Source organism: Halomonas campaniensis, from assembly GCF_014193375.1.
GTDB classification, from domain to species: Bacteria; Pseudomonadota; Gammaproteobacteria; order Pseudomonadales; family Halomonadaceae; genus Halomonas; species Halomonas campaniensis.
On the sequence record NZ_JACHZF010000005.1, the window covers coordinates 147,786 to 173,537 of the forward strand.

At 69.5% G+C, this 25,752-nt stretch carries 24 protein-coding genes; 19 read left to right on the plus strand and 5 right to left on the minus strand.

Translation table 11 applies throughout. The features are described from left to right. Nucleotides 1–92 precede the first annotated feature (92 nt). Nucleotides 93–1,757, minus strand: coding sequence for a 4Fe-4S dicluster domain-containing protein (locus BDK63_RS04590; protein ID WP_183330176.1), 1,665 nt, complete (start codon nucleotides 1,755–1,757; stop codon nucleotides 93–95). Nucleotides 1,758–2,099: 342 nt separating this feature from the next. On the opposite strand from BDK63_RS04590, the gene BDK63_RS04595 reads away from it, so the two are divergent. From BDK63_RS04595 to BDK63_RS04630, 8 genes are all read left to right on the plus strand, one after another. Then, on the plus strand, nucleotides 2,100–2,849 hold the full coding sequence (locus BDK63_RS04595; RefSeq protein WP_183330178.1) for an electron transfer flavoprotein subunit beta/FixA family protein: 750 nt from the start codon (nucleotides 2,100–2,102) through the stop codon (nucleotides 2,847–2,849). A gap of 14 nt (nucleotides 2,850–2,863) precedes the next feature. Next, complete coding sequence (locus tag BDK63_RS04600; protein WP_183330180.1) at nucleotides 2,864–3,802, plus strand: electron transfer flavoprotein subunit alpha/FixB family protein; 939 nt, start codon at nucleotides 2,864–2,866, stop codon at nucleotides 3,800–3,802. 281 nt (nucleotides 3,803–4,083) lie between these two features. Beyond that, the gene (locus BDK63_RS04605; protein WP_183330182.1) at nucleotides 4,084–4,695 is read left to right on the plus strand and encodes a superoxide dismutase; all 612 of its coding nucleotides are present in this window, start codon (nucleotides 4,084–4,086) and stop codon (nucleotides 4,693–4,695) included. A 241-nt stretch (nucleotides 4,696–4,936) separates the two neighbouring features. After that, nucleotides 4,937–5,719, plus strand: a complete 783-nt coding sequence (locus tag BDK63_RS04610) for a DUF3450 domain-containing protein (RefSeq protein ID WP_343065272.1) — start codon at nucleotides 4,937–4,939, stop codon at nucleotides 5,717–5,719. After that, nucleotides 5,716–7,089: a MotA/TolQ/ExbB proton channel family protein gene (locus BDK63_RS04615; protein WP_183330186.1), complete on the plus strand. Its 1,374-nt coding sequence runs from the start codon at nucleotides 5,716–5,718 to the stop codon at nucleotides 7,087–7,089. Before BDK63_RS04610 ends, BDK63_RS04615 begins: the two co-directional genes overlap by 4 nt. Next, nucleotides 7,073–7,606, plus strand: coding sequence for a MotA/TolQ/ExbB proton channel family protein (locus BDK63_RS04620; RefSeq protein ID WP_183330221.1), 534 nt, complete (start codon nucleotides 7,073–7,075; stop codon nucleotides 7,604–7,606). The genes BDK63_RS04615 and BDK63_RS04620 overlap by 17 nt, the downstream gene beginning before the upstream one ends. Next, nucleotides 7,599–8,006 (plus strand): ExbD/TolR family protein, encoded by a 408-nt coding sequence (locus tag BDK63_RS04625; RefSeq protein ID WP_183330188.1) that lies wholly within the window; start codon nucleotides 7,599–7,601, stop codon nucleotides 8,004–8,006. Before BDK63_RS04620 ends, BDK63_RS04625 begins: the two co-directional genes overlap by 8 nt. Then, nucleotides 8,003–8,752 (plus strand): TonB family protein, encoded by a 750-nt coding sequence (locus BDK63_RS04630; RefSeq protein WP_183330190.1) that lies wholly within the window; start codon nucleotides 8,003–8,005, stop codon nucleotides 8,750–8,752. Before BDK63_RS04625 ends, BDK63_RS04630 begins: the two co-directional genes overlap by 4 nt. 28 nt (nucleotides 8,753–8,780) lie before the next feature. Here the strand turns inward: BDK63_RS04630 and BDK63_RS04635 are convergent, their stop codons facing one another. From BDK63_RS04635 to BDK63_RS04645, 3 genes are all read right to left on the minus strand, one after another. Next, nucleotides 8,781–9,983: an iron-containing alcohol dehydrogenase gene (locus BDK63_RS04635; RefSeq protein WP_183330192.1), complete on the minus strand. Its 1,203-nt coding sequence runs from the start codon at nucleotides 9,981–9,983 to the stop codon at nucleotides 8,781–8,783. A 102-nt stretch (nucleotides 9,984–10,085) separates the two neighbouring features. Next, complete coding sequence (xthA, locus tag BDK63_RS04640) at nucleotides 10,086–10,913, minus strand: exodeoxyribonuclease III (RefSeq protein WP_183330194.1); 828 nt, start codon at nucleotides 10,911–10,913, stop codon at nucleotides 10,086–10,088. Next, nucleotides 10,913–11,158: a hypothetical protein gene (locus BDK63_RS04645; RefSeq protein WP_183330196.1), complete on the minus strand. Its 246-nt coding sequence runs from the start codon at nucleotides 11,156–11,158 to the stop codon at nucleotides 10,913–10,915. The genes xthA and BDK63_RS04645 overlap by 1 nt, the downstream gene beginning before the upstream one ends. 157 nt (nucleotides 11,159–11,315) lie before the next feature. On the opposite strand from BDK63_RS04645, the gene rhlB reads away from it, so the two are divergent. Next, nucleotides 11,316–12,593, plus strand: coding sequence for an ATP-dependent RNA helicase RhlB (rhlB, locus tag BDK63_RS04650; protein ID WP_183330198.1), 1,278 nt, complete (start codon nucleotides 11,316–11,318; stop codon nucleotides 12,591–12,593). A 4-nt stretch (nucleotides 12,594–12,597) separates the two neighbouring features. Then, a complete protein-coding gene (gene dinG, locus BDK63_RS04655; RefSeq protein WP_183330200.1) occupies nucleotides 12,598–14,739 on the plus strand; it encodes an ATP-dependent DNA helicase DinG in 2,142 nt (713 codons plus the stop codon). A gap of 81 nt (nucleotides 14,740–14,820) precedes the next feature. On the opposite strand, the gene BDK63_RS04660 is transcribed toward dinG, so the two are convergent. Further along, nucleotides 14,821–15,900, minus strand: a complete 1,080-nt coding sequence (locus BDK63_RS04660; protein ID WP_183330202.1) for a 3-deoxy-7-phosphoheptulonate synthase — start codon at nucleotides 15,898–15,900, stop codon at nucleotides 14,821–14,823. A 314-nt stretch (nucleotides 15,901–16,214) separates the two neighbouring features. Here BDK63_RS04660 and rpoE point away from each other — a divergent pair, with 314 nt between their 5' ends. From rpoE to recO, 9 genes are all read left to right on the plus strand, one after another. Next, nucleotides 16,215–16,820: an RNA polymerase sigma factor RpoE gene (gene rpoE, locus BDK63_RS04665; protein ID WP_183330204.1), complete on the plus strand. Its 606-nt coding sequence runs from the start codon at nucleotides 16,215–16,217 to the stop codon at nucleotides 16,818–16,820. 194 nt (nucleotides 16,821–17,014) lie between these two features. Continuing rightward, entirely contained in the window at nucleotides 17,015–17,731 is a 717-nt protein-coding gene (locus tag BDK63_RS04670) for a sigma-E factor negative regulatory protein (RefSeq protein ID WP_183330205.1), read from the plus strand. Nucleotides 17,732–17,747: 16 nt separating this feature from the next. Then, nucleotides 17,748–18,743, plus strand: coding sequence for a MucB/RseB C-terminal domain-containing protein (locus BDK63_RS04675; RefSeq protein ID WP_246385807.1), 996 nt, complete (start codon nucleotides 17,748–17,750; stop codon nucleotides 18,741–18,743). Nucleotides 18,744–18,919: 176 nt separating this feature from the next. Beyond that, the gene (locus tag BDK63_RS04680) at nucleotides 18,920–20,344 is read left to right on the plus strand and encodes a DegQ family serine endoprotease (RefSeq protein WP_183330206.1); all 1,425 of its coding nucleotides are present in this window, start codon (nucleotides 18,920–18,922) and stop codon (nucleotides 20,342–20,344) included. A 158-nt stretch (nucleotides 20,345–20,502) separates the two neighbouring features. Next, nucleotides 20,503–22,320, plus strand: coding sequence for a translation elongation factor 4 (gene lepA, locus BDK63_RS04685; protein ID WP_183330207.1), 1,818 nt, complete (start codon nucleotides 20,503–20,505; stop codon nucleotides 22,318–22,320). A gap of 42 nt (nucleotides 22,321–22,362) precedes the next feature. After that, nucleotides 22,363–23,166, plus strand: coding sequence for a signal peptidase I (lepB, locus tag BDK63_RS04690; protein WP_183330208.1), 804 nt, complete (start codon nucleotides 22,363–22,365; stop codon nucleotides 23,164–23,166). A gap of 105 nt (nucleotides 23,167–23,271) precedes the next feature. Continuing rightward, entirely contained in the window at nucleotides 23,272–23,976 is a 705-nt protein-coding gene (gene rnc / locus BDK63_RS04695; protein ID WP_183330209.1) for a ribonuclease III, read from the plus strand. Next, entirely contained in the window at nucleotides 23,973–24,872 is a 900-nt protein-coding gene (gene era, locus BDK63_RS04700) for a GTPase Era (RefSeq protein WP_183330210.1), read from the plus strand. Before rnc ends, era begins: the two co-directional genes overlap by 4 nt. Then, a complete protein-coding gene (gene recO / locus BDK63_RS04705) occupies nucleotides 24,873–25,574 on the plus strand; it encodes a DNA repair protein RecO (RefSeq protein WP_183330211.1) in 702 nt (233 codons plus the stop codon). Nucleotides 25,575–25,752: the final 178 nt, after the last annotated feature.

Here is a 25,752-nt window from a genome sequence, read left to right on the forward strand (position 1 = left end):
CGCAAGCCACCCCCCGCTGCCTTCGGACAAGGAAAAAGGGGCAGGCCTTTGGTGGCCTGCCCCTTGAGCACCTCATCCTGTCTTCTTGCAGCTTACATATTCGGATAGTTCGGCCCGCCGCCGCCCTCCGGCGCCACCCAGGTGATGTTCTGGGCCGGGTCCTTGATGTCGCAGGTCTTGCAGTGCACGCAGTTCTGGAAGTTGATCTGGAACCGCGGCTTGCCGTCGTCGTCCTCGACCACCTCGTAGACCCCGGCCGGGCAGTAGCGGCTTGCCGGCTCGGCGTACTCGGGCAGGTTGTCGCGGATCGGCAGCTCCGGGTCCGCCAGCTTCAGGTGGCAGGGCTGGTCCTCCTCGTGGTTGGTGTTCGACAGGAACACCGAGGAGAGCTTGTCGAAGGAGAGCTTGCCGTCGGGCTTCGGGTAGTCGATCTTCTCGAATTCGGCGGCGGGCTTGAGGGCCGCGTGGTCCGGGGTAGTGTCGTGGACGTTGGGCAGCTTGCCGCCCAGCAGCTGGTTGGCGAAGTTGTAGGCGCCACCGCCGATGGTGCCGTACTTGTGGATCGCCGGGCCGAAGCTGGCGCTCTCCTTGAGCTCGGCCCAGGCCCAGCTCGCCTCCCACTTCTCGGTGAAGGCGGTCAGTTCCTGGCCACCCTCGTCGCCTGCCGCAATGGCCTCGAAGACCGCCTCGCCGGCCACCAGGCCCGACTTCATGGCGGTGTGCAGCCCCTTGATCTTGGCGAAGTTCAGGGTGCCGGCATCGCAGCCGATCAAGAGGCCACCGGGGAAGGTCATCTTCGGCAGGCAGTTGAGGCCCCCCTTGACGATGGCCCGGGCGCCGTAGGCGACGCGCTTGCCGCCCTCCAGGTGCTTGGCCAGCACCGGGTGGTGCTTCATGCGCTGGAACTCGTCGAAGGGCGAGAGCCAGGGGTTCTGGTAGGAGAGGTCCATGATCAGGCCGACCATGACCTGCTGGTTGTCGCCGTGGTAAAGGAACCAGCCGCCGTGGGTCTTGCTGTCCAGGGGCCAGCCCGAACCGTGCACCACCAGGCCCGGCTCGTGCTTCTCCGCCGGGATGTCCCACAGCTCCTTCAAGCCGATGCCGTAGTGCTGGGGATCACGGCCCTCGGCGAGGTCATAATCCGCGATCAGGCGCTTGCCGATATGGCCCCGGGCGCCCTCGGCGAACAGAGTGTATTTCGCGCGCAGCTCCATGCCGGGCATGTAGCTGTCCTTGGGCTCGCCGTCGGCGCCCACGCCCATGTCGCCGATCAGGATGCCCTTGACCACCCCCTCCTCGACGATCGCCTCCTGGGCGGCGAAGCCGGGGAAGATCTCCACCCCCAGCCCCTCGGCCTGCTCGGCCAGCCAGCGGCAGAGGTTGCCGGCGCTGATCACATAGCGCGGCATGTCGCCACCGGTGTTATGCATGCTCTTCGGCACCAGAGCGTTGGGCAGCTTCTGGGCCTTCTCGGCGTCCTTGAGCAGGTAGACCTCGTCGCGGGTCGCCGGGGTGGTCAGCGGGGCGCCGCGCTCCTCCCAATCGGGAAAGAGCTCGGCCAGGGCGCGGGGCTCGAAGACCGCGCCGGAGAGGATATGGGCGCCCACCTCGGAGCCCTTCTCCACCACGCAAACCGTCAGCTCCTGCTCGGCCTCATTGGCCTGCTGCATCAGTCGGCACGCGGCGGCCAGGCCCGAGGGGCCGGCGCCGACGATCACCACATCGAACTCCATCGAATCGCGTTCTACCTGTTCCACCTGCATCTCCTCCCTCGCATCACCGCCGATGGCCTGCCACCAACGTCGATGGCCTGCCACCAACGTCGATAGCAATTAAAACGGTCGTTTGCTTCTTGCCTGTCTCCATGATAGGCATAATAGTCGACTCAGGTCACCCCTTCGATGTCGTCCGTTCCGAGAGGGGAGCCGATAGTGGGATTGTTGCCATGGGGCCGCCTGTGGCACATTGACAAGGTTTTTCGATGCGGCGCCTATCAAACGCTCGCATGAAACGTATAAGGGCATGCCGCGCCGTTCTATGCGGCCCGTTTCAGTAGGGTGCGGATGGCACTGTCGCACCAGAAACCAAGCGAGGACACCATGAAAGTACTCGTCGCGGTCAAACGCGTCATCGACTACAACGTCAAGATCCGGGTCAAGCCCGACAACTCCGACGTCGACCTCACCAACGTCAAGATGGCCATGAACCCCTTCTGCGAGATCGCCGTGGAAGAGGCGGTGCGCCTGAAGGAGAAGGGCGTGGCGACCGAGATCGTCGCGGTGACCATCGGTCCCAAGGCCGCCCAGGAGCAGCTGCGTACCGCCCTGGCGCTGGGTGCCGATCGCGCCATCCACGTCGAGACCGACGAGCGTGTCGAGTCGCTGGGCGCCGCCAAGGCGCTGGCCAGGCTGGTGGAAGAGGAGCAGCCGGGCCTGGTGATCCTCGGCAAGCAGGCCATCGACACCGACAACAACCAGACCGGCCAGATGCTGGCGGCCCTGACCGGCCTGCCCCAGGGCACCTTCGCCTCCGAGGTGGTGATCGATAACGACAAGGCCCAGGTGACCCGCGAGATCGACGGCGGCCTGCAGACCATCGAGCTGACCCTGCCCGCCATCGTCACCACCGACCTGCGCCTCAACGAGCCGCGCTACGCCAAGCTGCCCGACATCATGAAGGCCAAGAAGAAGCCGATGGACGTCAAGAGCCCAGCGGATCTCGGCGTCGAGGTAGCCTCGAAGGTCAAGCTGCTGAAGGTCGAGCCGCCGGCCGAGCGCCAGGGTGGCGTCAAGGTGGGCTCCGTGGATGAGCTGGTCGACAAACTGAAGAACGAAGCCAAAGTGCTTTGAAAGGAGCGGATCTCATGAGCATCCTGGTACTCGCCGAACATCACGACGGCGCCCTGGCCGGCGCCACCGCCCATGTGGTCGCGGCCGCCCAGCAGATTGTCAAGGAGAGCGGTGGTGATATCGACGTGCTGGTGGCAGGCGAGGGCGTCTCCGCGATCGCCGAGGCCGCTGCCAAGCTTGACGGCGTCTCCCGCGTTCGCGTGGCCGACCACGCCGCCTACGCCCACCTGCTGGCCGAGCCCACCGCGGCGCTGATCGCGGAGCTTGCCGCGGACTACAGCCACGTGCTGGCCTGTGCCTCCACCACCGGCAAGAACGTGCTGCCCCGGGTCGCCGCGCTCAAGGACGTGGCGCAGATCTCCGAGATCATCGCGGTGGCGTCCGCGGACACCTTCAAGCGCCCGATCTACGCCGGCAACGCCATCGCCACGGTGCAGAGCGAGGACGCCCTCAAGGTGATCACCGTGCGCACCACCGGCTTCGATGCGGTGGGCGAGGGTGGTTCCGCCAGCGTCGAGGCCGTCGACTTCGTCGCCGACAACACCCAGTCCACCTTCGTCAAGGAGGAGCTCGCCCAGTCCGACCGTCCCGAGCTGGGGGCGGCCAAGGTCGTGATCTCCGGCGGCCGCGGCATGGGCAACGGCGAGAACTTCAAGCTGCTGGACGGCATCGCCGACAAGCTGGGCGCGGCCATCGGTGCGTCGCGGGCCGCGGTGGATGCCGGCTTCGTGCCCAACGACATGCAGGTGGGCCAGACCGGCAAGATCGTCGCCCCGGACCTCTACATCGCCGTGGGCATCTCGGGTGCCATCCAGCACCTGGCCGGCATGAAGGACTCCAAGGTGATCGTCGCCATCAACAAGGACGAGGAGGCGCCGATCTTCCAGGTGGCCGATTACGGACTCGTTGCCGATCTCTTCGAGGCCCTGCCAGAGCTCGAGAGCAAGCTGTAGGGAAGATCGCTTCCAGGTCGCGCTCTCCACACTTGCGGCCTCGTAGCCGATCTCTTCGAGGCGTTGCCGGAGCTGGAGAGCAAGCTGTAACGCCTGCCCCATGACCTGGGGGCAAGACGCCGGCACCGGATGGTGCCGGCGTCGTTGTGTCGGGGGTCCATAACCCCCGTCTATATCAGCGATAACGGGAATTATTAGCGTCACGCGCCCGTGTCTGCCATCCTGTGTAGTTGAGGTCACGAGGCGACTGCCTCGTTAAGTCCATTCACGGAGGAGTCACTATGCCGCATACACTACCCGAGCTGCCCTACGGCTATGATGCCCTTGAGCCGCACATCGATGCGATGACCATGGAGATCCACCACTCCCGTCACCACCAGACCTATGTCAACAACCTCAACGGCGCCCTGGAGGGCACCGGCCTCGAGGAGGTCCCGGTGGACGAACTGCTCGCCAGCCTGGACCGGGTGCCCGAGGAGAAGCGCCAGGCCGTGATCAACAACGGCGGTGGCCACTCCAACCACTCGATGTTCTGGCAGATGATGTCGCCCAGCGGCGGTGGCTCGCCCAAGGGCAAGGTCGCGGAGGCCATCGACGCCGAACTGGGGGGCTTCGACGCCTTCAAGGATGCCTTCACCAAGGCGGCACTGGGCCGTTTCGGCAGCGGCTGGGCCTGGCTGAGCGTCACGCCGGCAGGGAAACTGGTGGTGGAGAACACCCTCAACCAGGACAGCCCGATCTCCCAGGGCAACACGCCGGTGCTGGGGCTGGATGTCTGGGAACACGCCTACTACCTGAAGTACCAGAACAAGCGCCCGGACTATATCGCCGCGTTCTTCAACGTGGTCGACTGGGACGAGGTCGAGCGGCGCTACCAGCAGGCCACCGGCTGAACCACCGACACCGCATGGCTGCAAGGGGGGTGCCCGGCCGGGCCCCTCCGCATGGCAAAGGGCCCCGCTCATGGCGGGGCCCTTTGCGTATCAGGGGAGCCTCATCCAGGCAGGGCGCGATGTTCGCCACGTCACGATTGATAATTGTTATCATTTGTGGCATCGTCATGCCGCTGCCGAGAGCGGCATTTTCCGAACACCTTTTCCGACCACCTTTTTCTACCACCAGGGGAGTCAATCCGTGGAGATACGTCCAAGGTCGCTGCTGTGGGGGGTGGCCCTCTGCCTGCTGGGTGCGCCGGCCAGTGCTGACACGTTGCAGCAGCAGGCAGAGGGCCAGCGCACCCGGGCCGCGCTGGAGTCGCGGATCGAGGCCGCCGACGACGACGTGCGCGAGCGGCTCGAGGAGCTGCGCCGGCTGGAGCGGGAGACGCGCCAGCTGAGTGCCCGCAGTGACGCGCTGGCTCCGCGGCTCGAACACCAGGCCGAGGCCCTGGACCGCCGCGAGGCGGCGCTCGCGACCCTGGGCGAGACCCGCGAGGCGCTGCCCGATCTGCAGCGCCGCCTGGTGGAGCGCCTGGCGCGCTGGGTGGACCGGGACCTGCCGTTCCTGGTCGACGAGCGCCGTGCCCGGGTGGCCAGCCTGGAGAGGGGCCTGGGCGACCCCGACGCGTCGGCGGCCGAGCGCCTGGAGTCTGTCCTGGCCGCCTGGCGGGCCGAGCTCGACTACGGTCGCGAGTTCGACGCCTGGCGAGGCACCCTGGAGGAGGGCGAGACGCGTCGCGAGGTGGAGTTCCTGCGCCTGGGCCGGATCGGCCTCTACTACCTGACGCCCGATGGCCGCCAGGGTGGGGTCTGGCGTACCGACGAGGGGCGCTGGGTGGCGCTGGACGAGCCGGCGCGTCGCCAGCTGCGCCATGGGCTGCACATCGCCCGGGATCGGCGCGCCCCCGAGCTGTTGCACCTGCCGCTCTCCGTCTCGCTGGCCGCGTCCTCGGCATCCGACCGGGAGATGCTGCCATGACCCGCTGGCAAGGATGGGGTGGCGTGCTGGCCATGGCCCTGCTGCTGGTGCCGGGCAGCCAGGCCTGGGGAGAGGTCGAGCCGCCGGAGACGCTGCGCGCCGAGCGACAGGCGGCCGAGGCGCGGGAGCTGGTGCGCCTGGAAGGGCTGCTGGACGACGAGGCCCTGGAGGCGGCCCTGGAGGAGGCGCGCGCGGCCCATGTCGAGGCCGCGACGCGTCATGCGGCCCTTCAGGCCCGTGAGGCGACGCTGGCCGAACGGCGCGCCGAGCTGGAGGCTCGCCAGGACGAGGCGGGCGACGACCTGGCGGCGGTGCTCGGGGTGCTGGCCCGCCATAGCGGCGAACTGCGCGATGCCCTGGCCGACAGCTGGCTGACGGTGGGGGGCACGGCGCTGCCGCCGCGTCTGGACGAGGCCGAGGTGCTGACCCGCGAGCACCTGGAGGGCCTGGGCGATGCGCTGATGGCCCTGACCGCCGAAACCGGTCGCGCCGTGCGCTTCACCGCGCCGGTGGCCGATGCCGGGGGCGAGATCGCCTCACGGGAGGGGGTGCGCCTGGGCGACCTGCTCGCCTTCAGCGACGGCGAGCTGTTGCAGCGTGGCGCCGACGAGGCGAGCCTCGCCACCCTGGCCCGGACCCCGCCCGAGGTGGCCGGAAGCCTCATCGCCCTCCAGGCCGGCGAGGGCGAGACCCTGGCGCTGGATCCCACCGGTGGCCAGGTGATCGCGGCCCTGGCCCAGCGGCCGAGCCTGGTCGAGCGCTTCCACCAGGGCGGCGCCGTGGGCTACGTGGTGGTGGGCCTGGGGGGCATTGGCCTGCTGGTGGCGCTCCTGCAGTACGGCTACCTGCTGCGGGTCAGCTGGACGATGCGCCGCCAGCGCCGCGACCTGGCACGGCTGCGCGACGACAACCCCCTGGGCCGAGTCCTCGCGCGTTTCGAGTCCCTTCCCGATGATCCCGTACCGGAGGCGCTTGAGGCCCGCCTCGACGAGGCGGTGCTGGCCGAACTGCCGCGCCTCGAGCGGGGCCAGCCGCTGGTCAAGCTGCTCGCCGCCGTGGCGCCGCTGCTGGGCCTGCTGGGCACCGTCACCGGCATGATCGTCACCTTCCAGGCGATCACCGTCTTCGGCACCGGCGACCCCCAGCTGATGGCCGGCGGGATCAGCCAGGCGCTGGTCACCACCGTGCTGGGCCTGGTCACCGCCGTGCCGCTGCTGTTTGCCCATACCGCCCTGGCCGGTCGCAGCCGCCACCTGGCCGGCGTGGTGGAGGGCCAGGCCAGTGCGGCCCTGGCCGAGCGGCTGGAGCAGCGCGGCAGCGCCGCGACGACCGCGAACGGGAGTGGCCGCCGTGCTGCCGCTCTGGCTTGAGCCACTGGAGCGGCTGGTCGAGGCCGGCGGTGCCATCCTGGTGGTGATCGCCCTGGTGGCGACCCTGCTGTTCAGCCTGGCGCTGGAGCGGGTGCTGTTCTTTCGCCTCGGCTACCGCCGCGCCCGCCGAGCGCTGATCCGCCGCTGGGCCGCACGCGGCGACCACCTGAGCTGGAGCAGCCTGGCGCTTCGCGAGGCCTGGACCCGGGAGCTGATCGCCCGGCTGCGCCGGCCGCTGCCCTGGCTCAGGCTGCTGGTGGCACTCTGTCCGCTGCTGGGACTGCTCGGTACCGTGACCGGCATGATCGCGGTGTTCGACAGCCTGGCGCTCACCGAGACCGGCCAGGCGCGGGCCATGGCCGATGGCGTGTCGCGGGCCACCCTGCCGACCCTCGCCGGCATGGCGGTGGCGGTGGTGGGACTGCTCTTCACCAGCCGTCTGGAACAGATCATCCGGCGCGAGGACCAGCGGCTGCATGACCGCCTGGCCCGGGCCGTGGAGGAACCTCATGCGTAGACGCCGCACTCTCGCCGCCGAGGGCGACGCCGGCGAGGTCAACCTGACCCCGATGCTGGACGTGGTCTTCATCATGCTGATCTTCTTCATCGTCACTACCAGCTTCATCAAGGAGAGCGGGGTGGAGATCCAGCGTCCCGAGTCCAGCGCGGCGAGCCCCCGGCCCGACGCCCAGCTGATGGTGGCGATCACCCCCGAGGGGGCCGTCTGGGTCGACGGCCGTCCGGTGGATGCCCATCGGGTCGGGGAGGCGGTGGCCGCCCTGCTCGGCGATGCCGGCGGGGTAGTGATCCAGGCCGATCGCCAGGCCACCACCGGCCTGCTGATCGAGGTGATGGACCGCCTCCGCGAGGCGGGGGTGGAGGAGATGGCGGTGGCAGCCACCCGAGGCGGTCCATGACCCGCACGCTGCTCTCTCTGCTGGGCGGTGGCGCCATGGCACTGGGGCTCTTCTGGCTGCTGGCCCTGCTGGTCGCGCCGCCGCAGGAGGCGGTCGAGCGGCCGGCCCCGGCGATGCCGCTGAGGCTGGCCACGGTGGCGGAGCTTGCCGAGCCCGCCGAGCCGGATGCCCCGACGGCGCCCGAGGCCGGGCCGCCCGCTTCCGCCGCCGAGCCCGCCCCCTTGACCCGGCGGCCCGAGGCGACTCGCCTGCCGGAACCGGAACCGGAACCGGAACCGGAACCGGAACCGGAACCGGAACCGGAGCCGGAGCCGGAGCCCGAGCCACAGCACGAGCCCGAACCACAGCCTGAAACGGAACCAAGGCCCGAGCCAGCGACCTGGGCGCCAGGCGAGTCGACGCCCGTCGCCGAGCCGTCTGTCGCGTCGGCCCCCGACGCCGAGGCGGCCGGGCCGCAGGGCGACGCCGGCCCGGTGCCGGTGGAGGTGGGTGAGGCCGTCCCGGTCAGCCGGGTGCCGCCGAGCTATCCGCGTCGCGCCCAGCGCCGCGGGCTGGAGGGCCATGTGGAACTGGAGTTCCTGATCCAGCCCGATGGTCGCGTCGACCCCTCGAGCATCCGGGTGGTGGAGGCCCGGCCGCGCCGGGCCTTCGAGGAGGCCGCCGAGTCGGCCGTGGCGGCATGGCGCTTCGAGGCGGATGGCCGCCTGCGCCGGGCGCGGCAGCGCCTGGAGTTCCGGCTGCGCTGATGCCGTGATGCGCCCGGGCGGCGCTCTCTCAGAGGCGGCTGGCCAGCAGGGCGGTCAGTTCTTCATCGCTGAGCACCAGCGGGTTGGTCTTCATGCTGCCGCCGCGTGCGCCGGCCACCACCCGTGCCAGGTCGGCGGGGGTCATGCCGAACGCGCCGAGTCGCGGCATCGCCAGGCGGCGGGTCCAGTCGCGCAGGGTCTCTACGAGGGCGTCGCAGGCCGCCTGCTCCCCCAGCTCGGGCGAGTCGGCGAGCAGGCGGCCCACGCGGGCATACCTGGCCAGGGCCCCGGGGGCCTCGCCGCGCTCGCGCAGTGCCGCTATGTTCAGCGCGGTGGCCTCGGCCAGCAGGGTGCCGCACACCACGCCGTGGGGAATCGGGAAGAGGGCGCCCAGCGGCGAGGCCAGGCCGTGCACCGACCCCAGCCCCGCCTGGGCCAGGGTGATACCGGACATCAGCGAGGCGTAGGCGAGCCCCGGGTAGCCCTCCCTGGCACGGTCGGGATCGTCGTCCAGGGCGGTCCAGAGGGCCTGATGGAAGGCTTCCATCCCGGACCAGGCCAGCGCGTCGGTGGGCGGGCTGGCGCCCGCCGAGACATAGGATTCCAGCAGCTGGGTGAAGGCATCCATGGCGTTGGCGGCCAGCTGGTCGGCGGGACAGCCGGCCAGCAGGTCCGGGTCGACCAGGGCGACCCGGGCCATCAGCCGGTCGTCCCGGAACGACTTCTTGAAGCCACCCGGCCCCCGCTCGCTCAGCACCGCATTGCGGGTGGCCTCGCTGCCGGTCCCCGCGGTGGTGGGGACGGCGATCAGCGGTGCCGCGGGCCCGGGGTAGGGCAGGCCACGGCCGACGCCCTCGAGGTGATCCATGACCGAGGTCCCGGTTCGCAGCAGCCCGGCCACGGCCTTGCCGGCATCCAGGGCGCTGCCGCCGCCGATGGCCACCACGGCGTCGATGCCCCCGTCGCGTTGCGCCGCCACGATCTCGTCCACCTGGCGGGGCGAGGGTTCCCCGTCGATGCTGACCTGCGCCCAGCTCAGCCCCTGCTCGGCCAGCGCCGAGCGAAGGGCCGGCCAGCGGGGCGAGTCGATGAAGGAGTGGCGGCCGGTAACCAGCAGGACGCGCCGGCCGTGCCGGGCGATCAGCGCCGGCAGGCGGTGGATGGCCTGGCGGCCGAAGTGGATCTCGGGAAGGGGCGAGAGGCGGAAGGCGTCGAGGTGCGTGTCGGGCATGGGGGCGATCCCTGGGATGGCAGGCAGGAGATCCACTATAGGGGCTCATCCCGCCCGGGCCAAACCGCCGCACTGGCCCATGCCCCGGCCCTTCTCACCGACTCACAGCGCGAGGTCGGTCCATACCGGGGCGTGGTCGGAGGGTCTCTCCATGCCGCGCAGGCGGTAGTCGATGCCGGCCTCGGTCACCTGCTCGGCCAGCGGCGCGGTGACCAGGATATGGTCGATGCGCAGGCCGCGCTTCGGGTCGCGATCGAACCCCTTCGAGCGGTAGTCGAACCAGCTGAAGCGGTCGTCGACCGCCGGGTGGCGGACCCGGTAGCTGTCGACCAGGCCCCAGGCCTTGATACCGTCGAGCCATTCGCGCTCCACCGGCTGGAAGCTGGTCTTGCCGTCGCGCAGCCAGCGCTTGCGGTTGGCCTCGCCGATGCCGATGTCGATGTCCGCGGGGGAGATGTTGAAGTCGCCCATCACCACCAGGCGCTCGTCGGGGCGATGCTCGCCCTCCAGCAGCCGCCTGAGCTGGGCATAGAACTCGCGCTTGTGGGGAAACTTTACCGGGTGCTCGACGTTCTCGCCCTGGGGGAAGTAGCCGTTCCACACGGTCAGCGGCTCGCCGCCACCCGGGCGCAGGCAGGCGCCGATCATGCGGCGCTGGGCCTCGTCGCCATCGTCGGGGAAGCCCAGCCGCACCCACTCGGGCTCGCCGCACTGGGCAGGGTCGACCATCAGCGCCACGCCGTAGTGTCCCTTCTGGCCGTGAAAGAACACCCGGTAGCCCAGCGCCTCCACGGCCTCGCGGGGAAACTCGCTGTCCTGGACCTTGGTCTCCTGCAGGCCGATCACCGCCGGGCGCGAGTCGTTGACCAGCGCCGCGAGCTGGTGGAGTCGGGCACGGATGCCGTTGATATTGAAGGAGACCAGCCGCATCACTGCTCCGAGCTCCCCGTGTCGCTGCCCTGCTCGGGGTGGATGGCGATGCTCTGGCCGGCCTCCTGGCGCGCCAGCTTGCGGGCCGCCTGGATCTTGCGCTGCTGGCGCTTCTTCTGGGTGTAGCGGGTCGACGAGGTCACCTGGTCGGGGTTCTCGTGGCGCCACTTCTTGTAGTCCTTGCGCCGGCCGGTGCGGATCTGCACCTTGTCGGCCAGCGAGCGGGTCTTCTTGCGACGGGTCATGGAAACTACTCCTCTGGTCTGGCGAGCATTCTACCAGTCCGGCGGCCGTCGCCACAGGCGCCTGCGCGCACGAGACGCGCCCTTGGCGCCGTAGGCTGTTACAATGGGCGATCGTGTCATGCCTCCTATCCACCGAAACGGACTAGACAGCAAGCCTATGAGCGAGTCGGAACAGATCAACGCACCGGCCCAGGATCGCAAGCCCAAGCGCCGTCGTCGCAAGCCGCGCCGTCGCCAGTCGTCCGGCTGGGACCTGCGCCAGTTTCAGGTGCCTGCCGCGGCGGGCAAGTGGCGCTTCCATGACTTCGATCTGCCGCTGCCGCTGATGAGGGCCATCCATGCCCTGGGCTTCGAGTACTGCACGCCGATCCAGGCCGAGGCGCTGACCCACACCCTGCTGGGTGGCGACGTGGTCGGCAAGGCCCAGACCGGCACCGGCAAGACGGCCGCCTTCCTGATCTCGATCCTCGCCTACTTCCTCGAGGAGGAGGCGCCCAACGGCCAGAAGACCGGCGCACCGCGGGCGCTGATCGTCGCGCCGACCCGCGAGCTGGCCCTGCAGATCGAGAAGGACGCCAAGGCACTGGCGCGCTTCACCGACCTCAAGGTGGCCAGCGTGGTCGGCGGCATGGACTACCAGAAGCAGCGCGAGAGCCTCGGCGGCCGCCTCGACATCCTGGTGGCCACCCCCGGACGGCTGCTCGACTTCCACCAGAAGCGTGACGTCGACCTGACCCAGGTCGAGGTGCTGGTGCTGGACGAGGCCGACCGCATGCTGTCCATGGGCTTCATCCCCGACGTCAAGCGGATCATCCGCCACACGCCCAAGAAGGAGGAGCGCCAGACCTTCCTCTTCTCGGCCACCTTCACCGAGGACATCCTCAACCTGGCCAGCCAGTGGACCCATGAGCCGACCCATGTGGATATCGCGGTCACGGTGGAGAACGCCGCCGACATCGACCAGCGCGTCTACCTGGTCGGCGACGAGGACAAGCAGCGCCTGCTGGTCAACCTGCTCAAGCAGGAGAGCTTCGACCGGGTGATGGTCTTCGGCAACCGTCGCGACCTGGTGCGAAAGCTCGACGAGCTGCTGCGCAAGGCCGGCATCAATGCCGCCATGCTCTCCGGCGACGTGCCCCAGAACCAGCGCATCAAGACCCTGGAGCAGTTCCGCGAGGGCGAGATCCAGGTGCTGGTCGCCACCGACGTGGCTGGCCGTGGCATCCACATCGAGGACGTCAGCCACGTGATCAACTACACCCTGCCGGAAGACCCGGAGGACTACGTCCACCGCATCGGCCGCACCGGCCGCGCCGGCGCCAAGGGGGTGTCGATCAGCTTCGTGGGTGAGGAGGACGCCTTCTCGCTGCCCGAGATCGAGCGCTTCATCGACGACAAGCTGCCCTGCGAGCATCCCCCGGAAGGCCTGCTCTGACCCCATGCTCGACGAGGCCCTGAAGGGCGAGATCCAGGCCGCCTATCGCCGCGTGCTCGAGGGCCTCGACCTCACCCCCCGTTACGGCCAGCGGCTGATGATCGCCGAGATTGCCCGCACCCTGGCCGGCATCGAGGCCGACGAGGCCGGCAGGCGCATCAGCGACGAGCATGTCTGCGTGCTCGAGGCGGGCACCGGCACCGGCAAGACCCTGGCCTACCTGCTGGCCGCGCTGCCGGTGGCCAAGGCCCGCGGCAAGCGCCTGGTGGTGGCCACGGCCACCGTGGCCCTGCAGGAGCAGGTCCTCCACCAGGACCTGCCGGCCCTCAAGGCCCACAGCGGCATCGACTTCGACTACGCCCTGGCCAAGGGGCGCGGCCGCTACGTCTGCGTGGCGCGCCTGGACCAGGCCCTCGACGGCGGCGAGGAGAATCCCACCCTGTCGCTCTTCGAGCAGACCCTGGACAGCGGTGGCGACGACTTCCAGGCGCTGGTGGCGTCGCTGGGCGAGGCCTACGGCAATGGCCGCTGGGCCGGTGATCGCGACAGCTGGCCCGAGGCCATCGAGGATGCCCACTGGCGCCGGCTCACCGTGGACCACCGCCAGTGCACCAACCGCCGCTGCGGCCACTTCGGCGCCTGCGCCTTCTTCCGCGCGCGCCGCGACCTCGACACTGCCGACGTGATCGTCGCCAACCACGACCTGGTACTGGCCGACCTCTCCCTGGGCGGCGGGGTGGTGCTGCCCGACCCGGGGGACTGCATCCATGTCTTCGACGAGGGGCACCACCTGCCGGACAAGGCGCTCAACCACTTCACCCATCGCTTCGCGGTGGGTGGCGCGCTGCGCTGGCTGCGGACCCTGAAGAAGTCGCTGACCGAACTGAACCAGGCGCTGGCCGTGCAGCCGACCCTGGCGCGGCTGCTGGCCGGCCTGCCCCAGGCGATCGAGGCGCTGGAGCCGAAGCTCGGCGAGGCCTTTGCCCTGGGCCACCAGCTGGCCGGGCGCCCCGAGGGGCTCGCCGATGGCGAGGAGGGGCGCCAGCATCGCTTCGAGATGGGCCGCGCCCCGGAGGCGCTGCGCGAGCTGGCCGGGGCCCTGCTGGTGATCTTCGCCGAGCTCTCCCGCACCCTGGAGAGCATGGCCGACATCCTGCGCGAGAGCCTCGACCCCGACAAGCACACCGGGCTGCCCCGGGAGCAGGCCGAGGCGTGGCTGCCGCTGGTGGCGCTGCTCCACGGCCGGGCGCTGGAGGCCCACGCCCTGTGGCAGGCGTTCGCCGAAGGCGACCCCGAGGGCGAACCGCCCCGGGCGCGCTGGCTGACGCTGGAACGCTTCGGTACCGACCCCGAGCTGACCTTCTCGGCGAGCCCCGTCTCGGCGGCCCACACCCTGGCGAAGAGCCTGTGGGGGGCCACCTTCGGCGCCGTGGTCACTTCGGCCACGCTGACGGCGCTGGGGCGCTTCGAGCGCCTGCAGGAGCGTGCGGGGCTGGCCAACCGCTACCGCTACCAGCGCCTGCCCAGCCCCTTCGACTACTCCCGGGCGGTGCTCAGCGTGCCGCGCGAGGCCGTCGACCCCGCCGACCGCGAGGGGCACGAGCGCGCCATCGTCGACTTCGTCCGGGGGCTGGGGGAGAAGGAGGCGGTACTGATGCTGTTCTCGTCCCGGGCGCAGCTGCGGGCGGTGGAGAAGGCGCTGCCGAAGGCCCTGGCCGGGCGGGTGCTGGCCCAGGACCGGCTGCCCAAGCGCGAGCTGATCAGCCGCCACCGGGCGCGGGTCGATGCCGGGGAGGGCAGCATCATCTTCGGCCTGGCGAGCTTCGCCGAGGGCATCGACCTGCCCGGCGACTACCTGACCCACGTGGTGATCACCCGGCTGCCCTTCGCGGTACCCGACGATCCGGTGGGGGCGACGCTGGCCGAATGGATCGAGAGTCGCGGCGGCAACCCCTTCATGCGCATCAGCGTGCCGGATGCCTCCATCAAGCTGGTCCAGGCCTGCGGCCGGCTGATCCGCAAGGAGGCCGACAGCGGGCGTATCACCCTGCTCGATCGCCGGGTGCTGACCCGGCGCTACGGCCGGGCGCTGCTCGATGCGCTGCCGCCCTTCGTGCGCGAGATCGACGGCGTGCCCGAGGCCTGACCCCGGCGTCGCCGGTTTCTGATCCCCCTGAAACACACAGGCCCGCCGATCGGCGGGCCTGTGGCGTTCCGGGGGCTCGGTTCAGGCGGCCCGGGCCCGGGCCGCCAGCACCGGGGCGAGCTTCTGGTCCATCTCCCTGAAGGCACTCACCGTGGTGTCCCAGTCGATGCAGGCATCGGTGATGGAGACGCCGTACTTCAGCTGGCTGTGGTCCTCGGGGACCTTCTGGTTGCCCCAGCCGATGTTGGATTCCACCATCAGGCCGATGATCGAGCGGTTCCCCTCGAGGATCTGGTTGGTGACGTTCTCCAGCACCAGGGGCTGCAGCGCCGGGTCCTTGTTGGAGTTGGCGTGGGAGCAGTCGATCATGATGTTGGGCTTGACGCCGCCCTTGCGCAGCTCCTGCTCGGCCAGTGCCACGCTGACGCTGTCGTAGTTCGGCTTGCCGTTGCCGCCACGCAGCACCACGTGGCCGTAGGCGTTGCCGCGGGTACGGATGATCGCCACCTGGCCCGCCTGGTCGATGCCCAGGAAGTTGTGCGGATGGGAGACCGACTGCAGGGCGTTGACGGCCACGTCCAGGCTGCCGTCGGTGCCGTTCTTGAAGCCCACCGGGCAGGAGAGGCCGGAGGCCATCTCGCGGTGGGTCTGGGACTCGGTGGTGCGGGCGCCGATCGCCGACCAGCTGATGCAGTCCTGCAGGTACTGCGGCGAGATCGGGTCCAGCGCCTCGGTGGCCAGTGGCAGGCCCATCTCGGCCAGGTCCACCAGCAGGCGGCGGGCGATATGCAGGCCCTCCTCGATCTCGAAGGAGCCGTTGAGGTGGGGGTCGTTGATCAGTCCCTTCCAGCCCACGGTGGTGCGCGGCTTCTCGAAGTAGACGCGCATCACGATGTAGAGGCTCTCCTTGACCTCGTCGGCCAGGCGGCGCAGGCGGCGCGCATAGTCCAGGGCGGCATCCACGTCGTGGATGGAGCAGGGGCCCACCACCACCAGCAGGCGCGGGTCCTCGCCGTCGAGGATGCGCTGGATGGTCTCGCGACCCTCGATCACGGTGCGCTCGGCGGCCTCGGTGAGGGGGACCTCCTGCTTGAGGGCCTCGGGAGTGATCAGGACGTCCTGGGCCAGGACGTTGAGGTTATGGACCTGCTGCTCTGACATTGTGCTACCTGTGTCGTGTCTGCGCTGATGGCGAATAATAGTGGGGCCTACTATCACCCGCGGGGGGAGGAAAAATCAATCGCGGGGGAACCCGCCGGGCCCTCGGCTGTCCCACCGCGGGCGCATTTCGGCAGGGTTCGGCTTGATGGATGGGCGAGAAACGGGAACACTTGTGCGACTCCGGCTACGGCCTTCGACTTTCAGCTGCCCCAGGGCTTCAGGTTGACGCTATGCATTTCATCGTCAGGCACGTTCTACCCGTCCATGCGAGACGGCCCGCCTCTTGCTTCCGCCTCCCGGCGGGGAGGGTGTGAATGGGCACCAGGGAGACCGACCAGCAGCTCGTCGAGCGCGCCCAGAAGGGGGATACCCGCGCCTTCGACCTGCTGGTAAGGAAGTACCAGCACAAGATCATCGGACTGATCGGGCGCTACGTCCACGACCATGCCGAAGTGCAGGACGTGGCTCAGGAGGCTTTCATCAAGGCCTACCGGGCGCTGGGCAAGTTTCGTGCCGAGAGCGCCTTCTACACCTGGATGTATCGTATCGCCATCAATACTGCCAAGAACCACCTGGTCTCCCGGGGGCGCCGGCCGCCGGGCAGCGACCTCGATATCGTCGACGCCGAGATCGTCGACCACAGCGGGCGCCTGGCGGACACCGAGACACCGGAGGCGGCGATGGCCCGCGACCAGCTCGAGGCCGCGGTCTTCGAGGCGATCGACAACCTGCCGGATGACCTGCGCACGGCGATCACCCTGCGCGAGCTCGAGGGGCTCTCCTACGAGGATATCGCCAACATCATGCAGTGTCCGGTGGGCACGGTGCGCTCGCGGATCTTCCGCGCCCGGGAGGCGGTCGACCAGCATATCCAGCCGCTGGTGACCACGGCCCGCAATCGCGAGACGGTGGAGGAGTGAGTCAGCCGGCGGGAGTCGGCTGCAAGGTTTTTGACGTTTTGCTGAACTGTCCGGCGTCAGTGACGTCAGAAGCAGTGATCGATCCGCCGCCGGTGGATCTCGGGTGTCGTCATTCCCGGCTCGGGCCGGGAATGCCGATACCAGGCTGTCAACGGACGCAAGGCGGGGCGCCTTGCCACTGTGAGGTGTGAAGAATGAGTCAGAACGCACGGGAATCGCTTTCTGCCCTGATGGACAACGAAGGTGATGAGCTCGAGTTGCGCCGGGTACTCAAGTCGCTCGAGGACGAGCCGGACGCCGCCGAGGCGTGGCGACGCTACCATCTGATGCGTAGCCTGATGCGCCGCGAACCGGACGTGGATGTCTCGGCCGACCTCTCCGCCGGCATCATGGCTCGCCTGCAGGAGGAACCCGCCCCGGGGCAGGCGTCCGCCCCCGCGGCCGCCCGGCGCTCCCTGCCGCTGGCCCGCAGTGCCGGGATCGCCGCGGCGGTGTCGCTGATGGTGATCACCGGCGTGCAGTTCTACTCGGGTGGCGTGCCGGGGGGCGGCGCCCCCGGCGCTGCCGACCAGGACATGGCCGGCAGTGCCCCGACCGGCCAGACCAGCCCCGCCTCGGCCTCCCCGGCGAATGCCGGCGGCAGCCCGTCGCGCCCCTCGCTGGTCGACCTCCCGCTGTTCCAGCTGCCTCAGACGGGCGGCGGTTCGGGCCTGATGACCGTCGGGGCGGGCGCCGAGTCTCCCATGTTCATGGCGCCCGGCCACCGGCAGTCGCTGCTCGCCGACGAGGAGCAGGCCCGGCTGCTGCAGTCCTACCTGGATCGCCATGCCGAGGGCTCTGCCTACCGCAGCGGTGATGCCTGGATGCCGCTGCTGCGCGCCTCCGGTGGCGACAACCTGGGCCAGCGCTGACAGGGGAGCGGAGCCGATGATGCGGTTGATCCGCCCCCGATGGACCCTCCTGATGGCCGCGGGCTGGCTGCTCGTCGGCCCCTCCCTCCAGGCCCTGGCGGCCGAGGACGTCCCCGCCGGCGACAGCTTCGACTGCCGCGACCTGCAGGCGCGCCCCTCGCCCGAGTCGGCTCTGGAGTGGTTCGAGCTCAGCCTCTGGGCCGGCCACTGCTACGCCTTCGAGGCCAATGCGGTGCGCATTGGCCATGATGGTGTCAGGACCCTGGCGCTCTCTCATGACATCCGTGATGGCGTGGAGCGGGGGGTGGCCCGCTTCCTCGACGGGCCGCCCATGGTCTTCGAGCGGCGGGGCCGCATCGGACGGCTGAGCTGGGCGGGGGAGGGTGGCGATGCGCCGGCCTCGCCGGTCGGCATCGCCGCCCACCTCGACAGCCTCTACCGCCTGCAGTTGGGTGGCGAGGAGCGCATCGCCAACCGACGCGCCCGTCGCCTGGAGATCTCGCCCCTCGACAGCCTGCGTTTCGGCCACCGCTTGTGGCTCGACGCGGCCACCGGCCTGCCGCTCAAGCAGACCCTGCTCGACGAGACGGGGCGTGTGGTCGAGACCTTCCAGCTCACCGAGCTCCAGCGCCCCCGGCTCCACGAGGGCGTCATCACCCTCGACCGCCGCCGCGAGCCGCCGGATGACCCCTGGCGGATCGGCTGGCTGCCTGCCGGTTTCACTCCCCAGCCGGTGGACACGCGCAGCGCCCGCCATGGCGACCAGGTGGCGCACCGGCTCTACAGCGATGGCCTCTCGACCCTCAGCCTCTTCGTGTCACCGGTCGAGGAGGTCGAGCTGCTGGCGCCTGGCCTCCATCGCCTCGGGGTGTCCCATGCCGCCGTCCGGCATCGCGATCTCGGCGGGCAGGCTCGCCAGGTGGTGGTGATGGGCGAGCTCCCGCCCCGGGTGCTGCTGCGCGTTGCCGACACCCTGGAGTGGCGCAGCGATGGCGAGGCGGCGGCGCCATGACACGGCGTCGGCGTGCTGCCGGCCGGCAGGCCCCTCGGGGGGCTTGGAACTCCGCTGTCGGGACGCCACCTATCTCCCACGACCCCATTGTTCGCCCGACTCGGCGGGCGTGATCCCCCGGCGCCGGTGATGACTGACCGATACGCCATTCCCTGGACCATTCGCAGGAGCTTTCCATGAAGCGCATGACCCGAACCCTCTCCCTGTGGATGCTGCTGGCCGCCTCCCTGCTGGCCTGGCAGTCGGCCATGGCGCGGGAGCTGCCCGACTTCACCGCCCTGGTGGAGGAGGCCGCCCCCGGCGTCGTCAACATCTCCACCACCCGGGTGGTACAGAGCCGCGACAACCCCTTCCAGGGGTTCGGCGGGCAGGAGATCCCGGAGATCTTCCGCCACTTCTTCGGCGATCGCTTCCCGATGCCGCCCGGCGGCTCCCCGGCCCCCGGCCGGCCCCAGGAGCGCCAGTCGCTGGGCTCCGGCTTCATCATCAGCGCCGACGGCTACATCCTCACCAACGCCCACGTGGTCGACGCGGCCGACGAGATCCTGGTGCGGCTCAACGACCGCCGCGAGCTCTCGGCCGAGCTGGTAGGCGCCGACGAGCGTACCGACGTGGCACTGCTCAAGGTGGATGCCGATGACCTGCCCACCCTGACCATGGGTGACTCGGACTCCCTGAGGGTCGGCGAATGGGTGGCCGCCATCGGCTCCCCCTTCGGCTTCGACCACTCGGTGACCGCCGGTATCATCAGCGCCATCGACCGCACCCTGCCGCGGGATGCCTACGTGCCCTTCATCCAGACCGACGTGGCGATCAACCCGGGCAACTCCGGGGGGCCGCTGTTCAACCTGGAGGGTGAGGTGATCGGCATCAACTCGCAGATCTTCACCCGCAGCGGCGGCTTCATGGGCCTGTCGTTTGCCATTCCCATCAACGTGGCCATGGACGTGGCCGACCAGCTGCGTGACGACGGGCAGGTGCGCCGCGGCTGGCTGGGCGTGATGATCCAGCCGGTGTCCCGCGACCTGGCCGAGTCCTTCGGCATGGACAGCCCCAGCGGTGCGCTGATCGCCGACCTGGACCCGGAGGGCCCGGCGGCCCGCGACGGCCTGCGGGCCGGCGACGTGATCCTCGAGGTCGATGGTGCCCGGGTCCACGACTCCAGCACCCTGCCGCGGCTGATCGGCCGCACCAGCCCGGGCAGTGAGGTCGAGCTAGAACTGATGCGCGACGGCGAGCGCCGCGAACTCTCCGTGACCCTGGGCGACTGGCCGGACGCCGAGCAGGCCACCGCCAGCCGTCCCGAGGAGAGCCGCCAGGCGCGCCTGGGCATCGCGGTGGGTGAGCTGGAGGGCGCCGAGCGCGAGCAGCTCGGCATCGAGGGCGGCGTGCGGGTCCGCGACGTCGACCCCGGCGGTGCCGCCGCCGCCGCCGGCATCCGTCCCGGCGACGTGCTGGTCAGCATCGACCACCGGGCCGTTTCCAGCGCCGGCGAGCTGATGGCGCTAGTCGACGAGCTGCCCAGCGACCGCGCCGTGCCGGTGCGCCTCTTCCGCGACGGGCGCTCGCTGTTCGTGGCCCTGCGCCTCGCCGGCGACTGACTCCCGCCCGCGTCCGGCCTGCTACCCGACGGCCCCGGCCGTCGGGTTGCTGTATCTGGCCGGCGCATGCCGGTACAATGGCGCCCATTCCCGGCCCCATGGCGGCATCTTAGACGTTGCCCGGCCCCGGCCCGAACCCAGCAGGCAGAAATCACTCGATGTCCCAAGACACCTCATCCGACAAGCTCAAGCATATCCGCAACTTCTCGATCATCGCCCACATCGACCACGGCAAGTCGACCCTGGCTGACCGCCTGATCCAGAACTGCGGTGGCCTGACCGAGCGCGAGCTCAAGGAGCAGGTGCTCGACTCCATGGACCTCGAGCGTGAGCGCGGCATCACCATCAAGGCGCAGTCGGTGACCCTGGACTACCACGCCCAGGACGGCAACACCTACCAGCTCAACTTCATCGACACCCCGGGGCACGTGGACTTCTCCTACGAGGTCTCGCGCTCCCTCTATGCCTGTGAAGGGGCGCTACTGGTGGTGGATGCCGCCCAGGGCGTCGAGGCGCAGTCGGTGGCCAACTGCTACACCGCCATCGAGCAGGGCCTCGAGGTGCTGCCGGTGCTCAACAAGATGGACCTGCCCCAGGCCGACCCGGACAAGGTCGCCCACGAGATCGAGGAGATCATCGGCCTCGATGCCACCGATGCCTGCCAGGTCTCGGCCAAGAGCGGCATGGGCATCGATGCGCTCCTGGAGCGCCTGGTGCGCGACATCCCGCCGCCCAAGGGCGACCCCGATGCCCCGCTGCAGGCGCTGATCATCGATTCCTGGTTCGACAACTACCTGGGGGTGGTCTCGCTGGTGAGGATCTTCGACGGCACCCTGAAGAAGGGCGAGAAGATCCGCATCAAGTCCACCGGTCGCGACTGGCAGGCCAACGAGGTGGGGATCTTCACGCCGCTGCGCAAGGAAACCGGAATCCTGCGGGCCGGCGAGGTGGGCTTCATCGTCGCCGGCATCAAGGAGATCCAGGGCGCCCCGGTGGGGGACACCATCACCCACGCGAAGACCCCCGATGTCGAGCGCCTGCCGGGTTTCCAGAAGGTCAAGCCGCAGGTCTATGCCGGCATGTTCCCGGTCAGCGCCGATGACTACGAGGACTTCCGCGACGCCCTGGAGAAGCTGGCCCTCAACGACGCCTCCCTGGAGTACGAGCCGGAGAACTCCGACGCCCTGGGCTTCGGCTTCCGGGTCGGCTTCCTCGGCACCCTGCACATGGAGATCATCCAGGAGCGCCTGGAGCGCGAGTACAACCTGGACCTGCTGACCACGGCCCCCACCGTGGTCTACGAGCTGGCCATGAAGAACGGCGAGCTGATGTATGTCTCCAACCCCTCCAAGCTGCCCGACATGGCCGACGTGGAGGAGATGCGCGAGCCCATCGTGCGCGCCAGCATCCTGGTGCCCCAGGAGTTCGTCGGCAACGTGATCATGGAGTGCGAGAACCGTCGCGGCACCCAGCTCGACATGCAGTTCCTCGGCAGCCAGATCCAGCTCACCTACGAGCTGCCCATGAGCGAGGTGGTGATGGACTTCTTCGACCGCCTGAAGTCCATCTCCAAGGGCTATGCCTCCCTGGACTACAGCTTCGAGCGCTTCCAGGCCGCCAAGCTGGTCCGCCTCGACGTGCTGATCAACGGCGACAAGGTCGATGCCCTGGCGGTGATCATCCATCGCGACCACGCCCATGGTCGCGGCCGCCTGCTGGTCGAGAAGATGAAGGAGCTGATCCCGCGCCAGATGTTCGACGTGGCCATCCAGGCGGCCATCGGCGGCCAGGTGGTGGCGCGCTCCACCGTCAAGGCGCTGCGCAAGAACGTCACCGCCAAGTGCTACGGCGGCGACGTCAGCCGCAAGAAGAAGCTGCTCGAGAAGCAGAAGGCGGGCAAGAAGCGCATGAAGCAGGTCGGCCGGGTGGAGATTCCCCAGGATGCCTTCCTCGCCGTGCTCAAGGTCAATGACTGAGCCGCAGGGCTCCGATTCAAAACGCTAGGGACGGAAAACCGCATGGACTTCTCTCTGCTGCTGGTGGTGGCGGTTGCCGTCACCGGCTTCATCTGGCTGCTGGACCTGGTCTGGTGGCGTCCGGCGCGTCGGCGCAACCTGGTGACGGTCGAGGCCGGCACCACCGAGGGCCTCGACGAGCGCGCCCGGGAGAAGGTGCTCAAGGAGCCCTGGCCGGTCGACTACTCGCGCTCCTTCTTCCCGGTGCTGCTGGTGGTGCTGGTGCTGAGGAGCTTCATCGTCGAACCCTTCCAGATCCCCTCCGGCTCGATGCGCCCGACGCTCGAGGTCGGGGATTTCATCCTGGTCAACAAGTTCACCTACGGCCTGCGCCTGCCGGTGGTGCACACCCGCATCGTCGAGTTCAACGAGCCCGAGCGCGGGGACGTGATGGTGTTCCGCTTCCCCAGCGAGCCGTCGGTCAACTTCATCAAGCGGGTCGTCGGCCTGCCCGGCGACCGCATCCGCTACGAGGGCAAGCAGCTCTACGTGAACGGCGAGGCGGTGCCGAAGTCGCTGCTCGAGGAGGCGCCCGGGGGCGCTCCCGGCGAGCTGCTGCTGGCCGAACGGCTGGGCGCGGTGGAGCACCGCATCTACAATAATCCCCGTGACCCGGGCCCGCAGATGCGCGAGGTGGTAGTGCCGGAAGGCCACTACTTCACCATGGGCGACAACCGCGACCACTCCAACGACAGCCGCTACTGGGGCTACGTGCCGGAGGAGAACATCGTCGGGCGCGCCTTCGCCGTGTGGATGCACTGGGACGGTGGACTGCCCAGCTTTACCCAGATGCGCCGCATCCACTGACCCCGCGGTCTCCGGCCCCTCGGCCCTGCCGGGCCTGCCACCCGGTGGCGGGCCTGGTCCGTTACCCCGACAGCGGCCCCTCAGTCATCAGATAACAGGAATTTCGTGAGCCACTCCCTCAACGCCTTCAGCCGACGAATCGGCCATGCCTTCAGCGACCCGGCCCTGCTGGAGCTGGCCATGACCCATCGCAGCTTCGGCGGCCAGAACAACGAACGCCTCGAGTTTCTCGGCGACTCCATCGTCAACTTCGTGATCGCCGAGGCGCTCTTCCAGCGCTTCCCGGAGGCCCGGGAAGGCCAGCTGTCGCGGCTGCGTGCCCGCCTGGTCAAGGGGCAGACCCTGGCCGAGCTGGCCCGCGAGATGGGCTTCGGCGACCACCTGCGCCTGGGCTCGGGCGAGATGAAGAGCGGCGGCCATCGCCGCGAGTCGATCCTCGCGGATGCCGTGGAGGCGGTGATCGGCGCCATCTACCTGGATGCCGGCATGGAGACCGTGCGGGCCCGGGTCCTCTCCTGGTATGCCGAACGCCTGGAAGGCATCACCCTCCAGGACACCCAGAAGGATCCCAAGACACGTCTGCAGGAGTTCCTGCAGTCTCGCCAGGCGCCGCTGCCGCGCTACGAGGTGGTTACCGTGGAGGGCGAGGCCCACGCCCAGACCTTCACCGTGGAGTGCCACGTGGAGATGCTGGATCGGCACACCACCGGGGTCGGCGCCAGCCGTCGCCATGCCGAGCAGCAGGCCGCCGAACAGGCACTGGCCCGGCTCGAGCCCGGCAAGGTAAACCCACAGGGGGCACGCCCATGAGCACGACCTGCGGCTTCGTGGCCATCGTCGGCCGTCCCAACGTCGGCAAGTCGACGCTGATGAACCGGATCCTCGGCCAGAAGATCTCGATCACCTCGCGACGTCCCCAGACCACCCGCCACCAGGTGACGGGCATCAAGACCGAGGGCGAGGTGCAGTTCATCTATGTGGACACCCCCGGTATCCACATCATGGCCAAGGATCGCAACAAGGCGATCAACCGTTTCATGAACCAGGCGGCGACCCAGGCCCTGCGCGACGTCGACTGCGTGGTGTTTCTCATCGACCGGACCCGCTGGACCGACGAGGACCAGGTGGTGCTGCAGCGTCTCGAGCACGTCAAGGCCCCGGTGATCCTGGCGGTGAACAAGGTCGATCGCCTGCAGGACAAGGCCAGCCTGCTGCCCTGGCTCGAGGAGGTCGGGGCGCGTCGCGACTTCGCCGCCATCGTGCCGATCTCCGCCAAGCACGGGACCAACGTGCCGGAACTGGAGGCCGAGGTGGCCAGGCACCTGCCCGAGAGCGTCCACTTCTTCCCCGAGGACCAGGTCACCGACAGGAGCCAGCGCTTCCTGGCCGCCGAGCTGGTCCGCGAGAAGGTGATGCGCCAGCTCGGCGACGAGCTCCCCTACCAGATGACCGTGGAGATCGAGGAGTTCCGCGACGAGGGGCGGGTGGTGCACATCAGCGCCCTGATCCTGGTGGAGCGCCAGGGACAGAAGAAGATCCTGATCGGCGAGAACGGCGAGCGCATCAAGAGCATCGGCCGCGAGGCGCGCCTCGACATGGAGCGGGCCCTGGGCGCCAAGGTGATGCTCAACCTGTGGGTCAAGGTCAAGCGCGGCTGGTCCGACGACGAGCGGGCGCTGAAGAGCCTGGGCTACGATCTCGACTGAATGACCCCTGAACCGGCATTCCTGCTCCACAAGCGGCCCTACCGCGAGACCAGTGCGCTGGTCGACCTGCTCACCCTGGCGCAGGGCCGGGTGAGGGCGGTGGCCCAGGGGGTCCAGCGCCCCGGCAGCCGTTCACGGGGTCGTCTTCAGCCCTTCGCGCCGCTGCACGTCACCTGGACCGGTAGCGGCGAGCTCAAGCGCCTGCGTCTGATGGAGAGCCGCGGCGGTGCCGCGCTGCTGGCCGGCGAGGGGCTGCTGTGCGGCCTCTATGCCAACGAGTTGCTGACCCGCACGCTGCCGGTGGAACTGCCGGTTCCCGAGGTGTTCGCCTTCTACGGGGCCCTGCTCGAGGCGCTGCCGCGGCCGGAAGGGCGCGCCGCGGCGCTGCGCCGGCTGGAGGTGTCGCTGCTCGATGCCCTGGACGCGCTGCCGCGCTTCAGCGAGCCCGACGGCCGTGCCCTGGACCCCCAGCGTCGCTATGTCCTCGACGCCGGCAGCCGGGCCTTCCTGCCCGGAGAGCCTGGCCTGGATGGCCGCACCCTGCGCCTGCTGGCCGCCGGCGACTGGGGCGAGCCGGGGCTCTCCGGCCCCGCCAAGGCGGTGACCCGCGCGGCGCTGGCCCCGCTGCTGGGCGCACGCCCCTTGCGCTCCCGCGAGCTGATGCGCCAGCTTGCCGAGCGGCGCCGGGGCGGTTCACACTGATTGCCTTCCTGTGACTCTCGTGCTGGCCGCGAGGGGCACCGGGGGCAGGCCGAAGAGGAGGTCCTATGCCAGGGATGGCATCGGTAGCGCCCAGGGATGATGAGATGGTCTCCTCCCCCTTTAACGGCGTCGCAATGCGCCAGAATGGAAGAGACATCCATTCAAGGATCGGGCGATC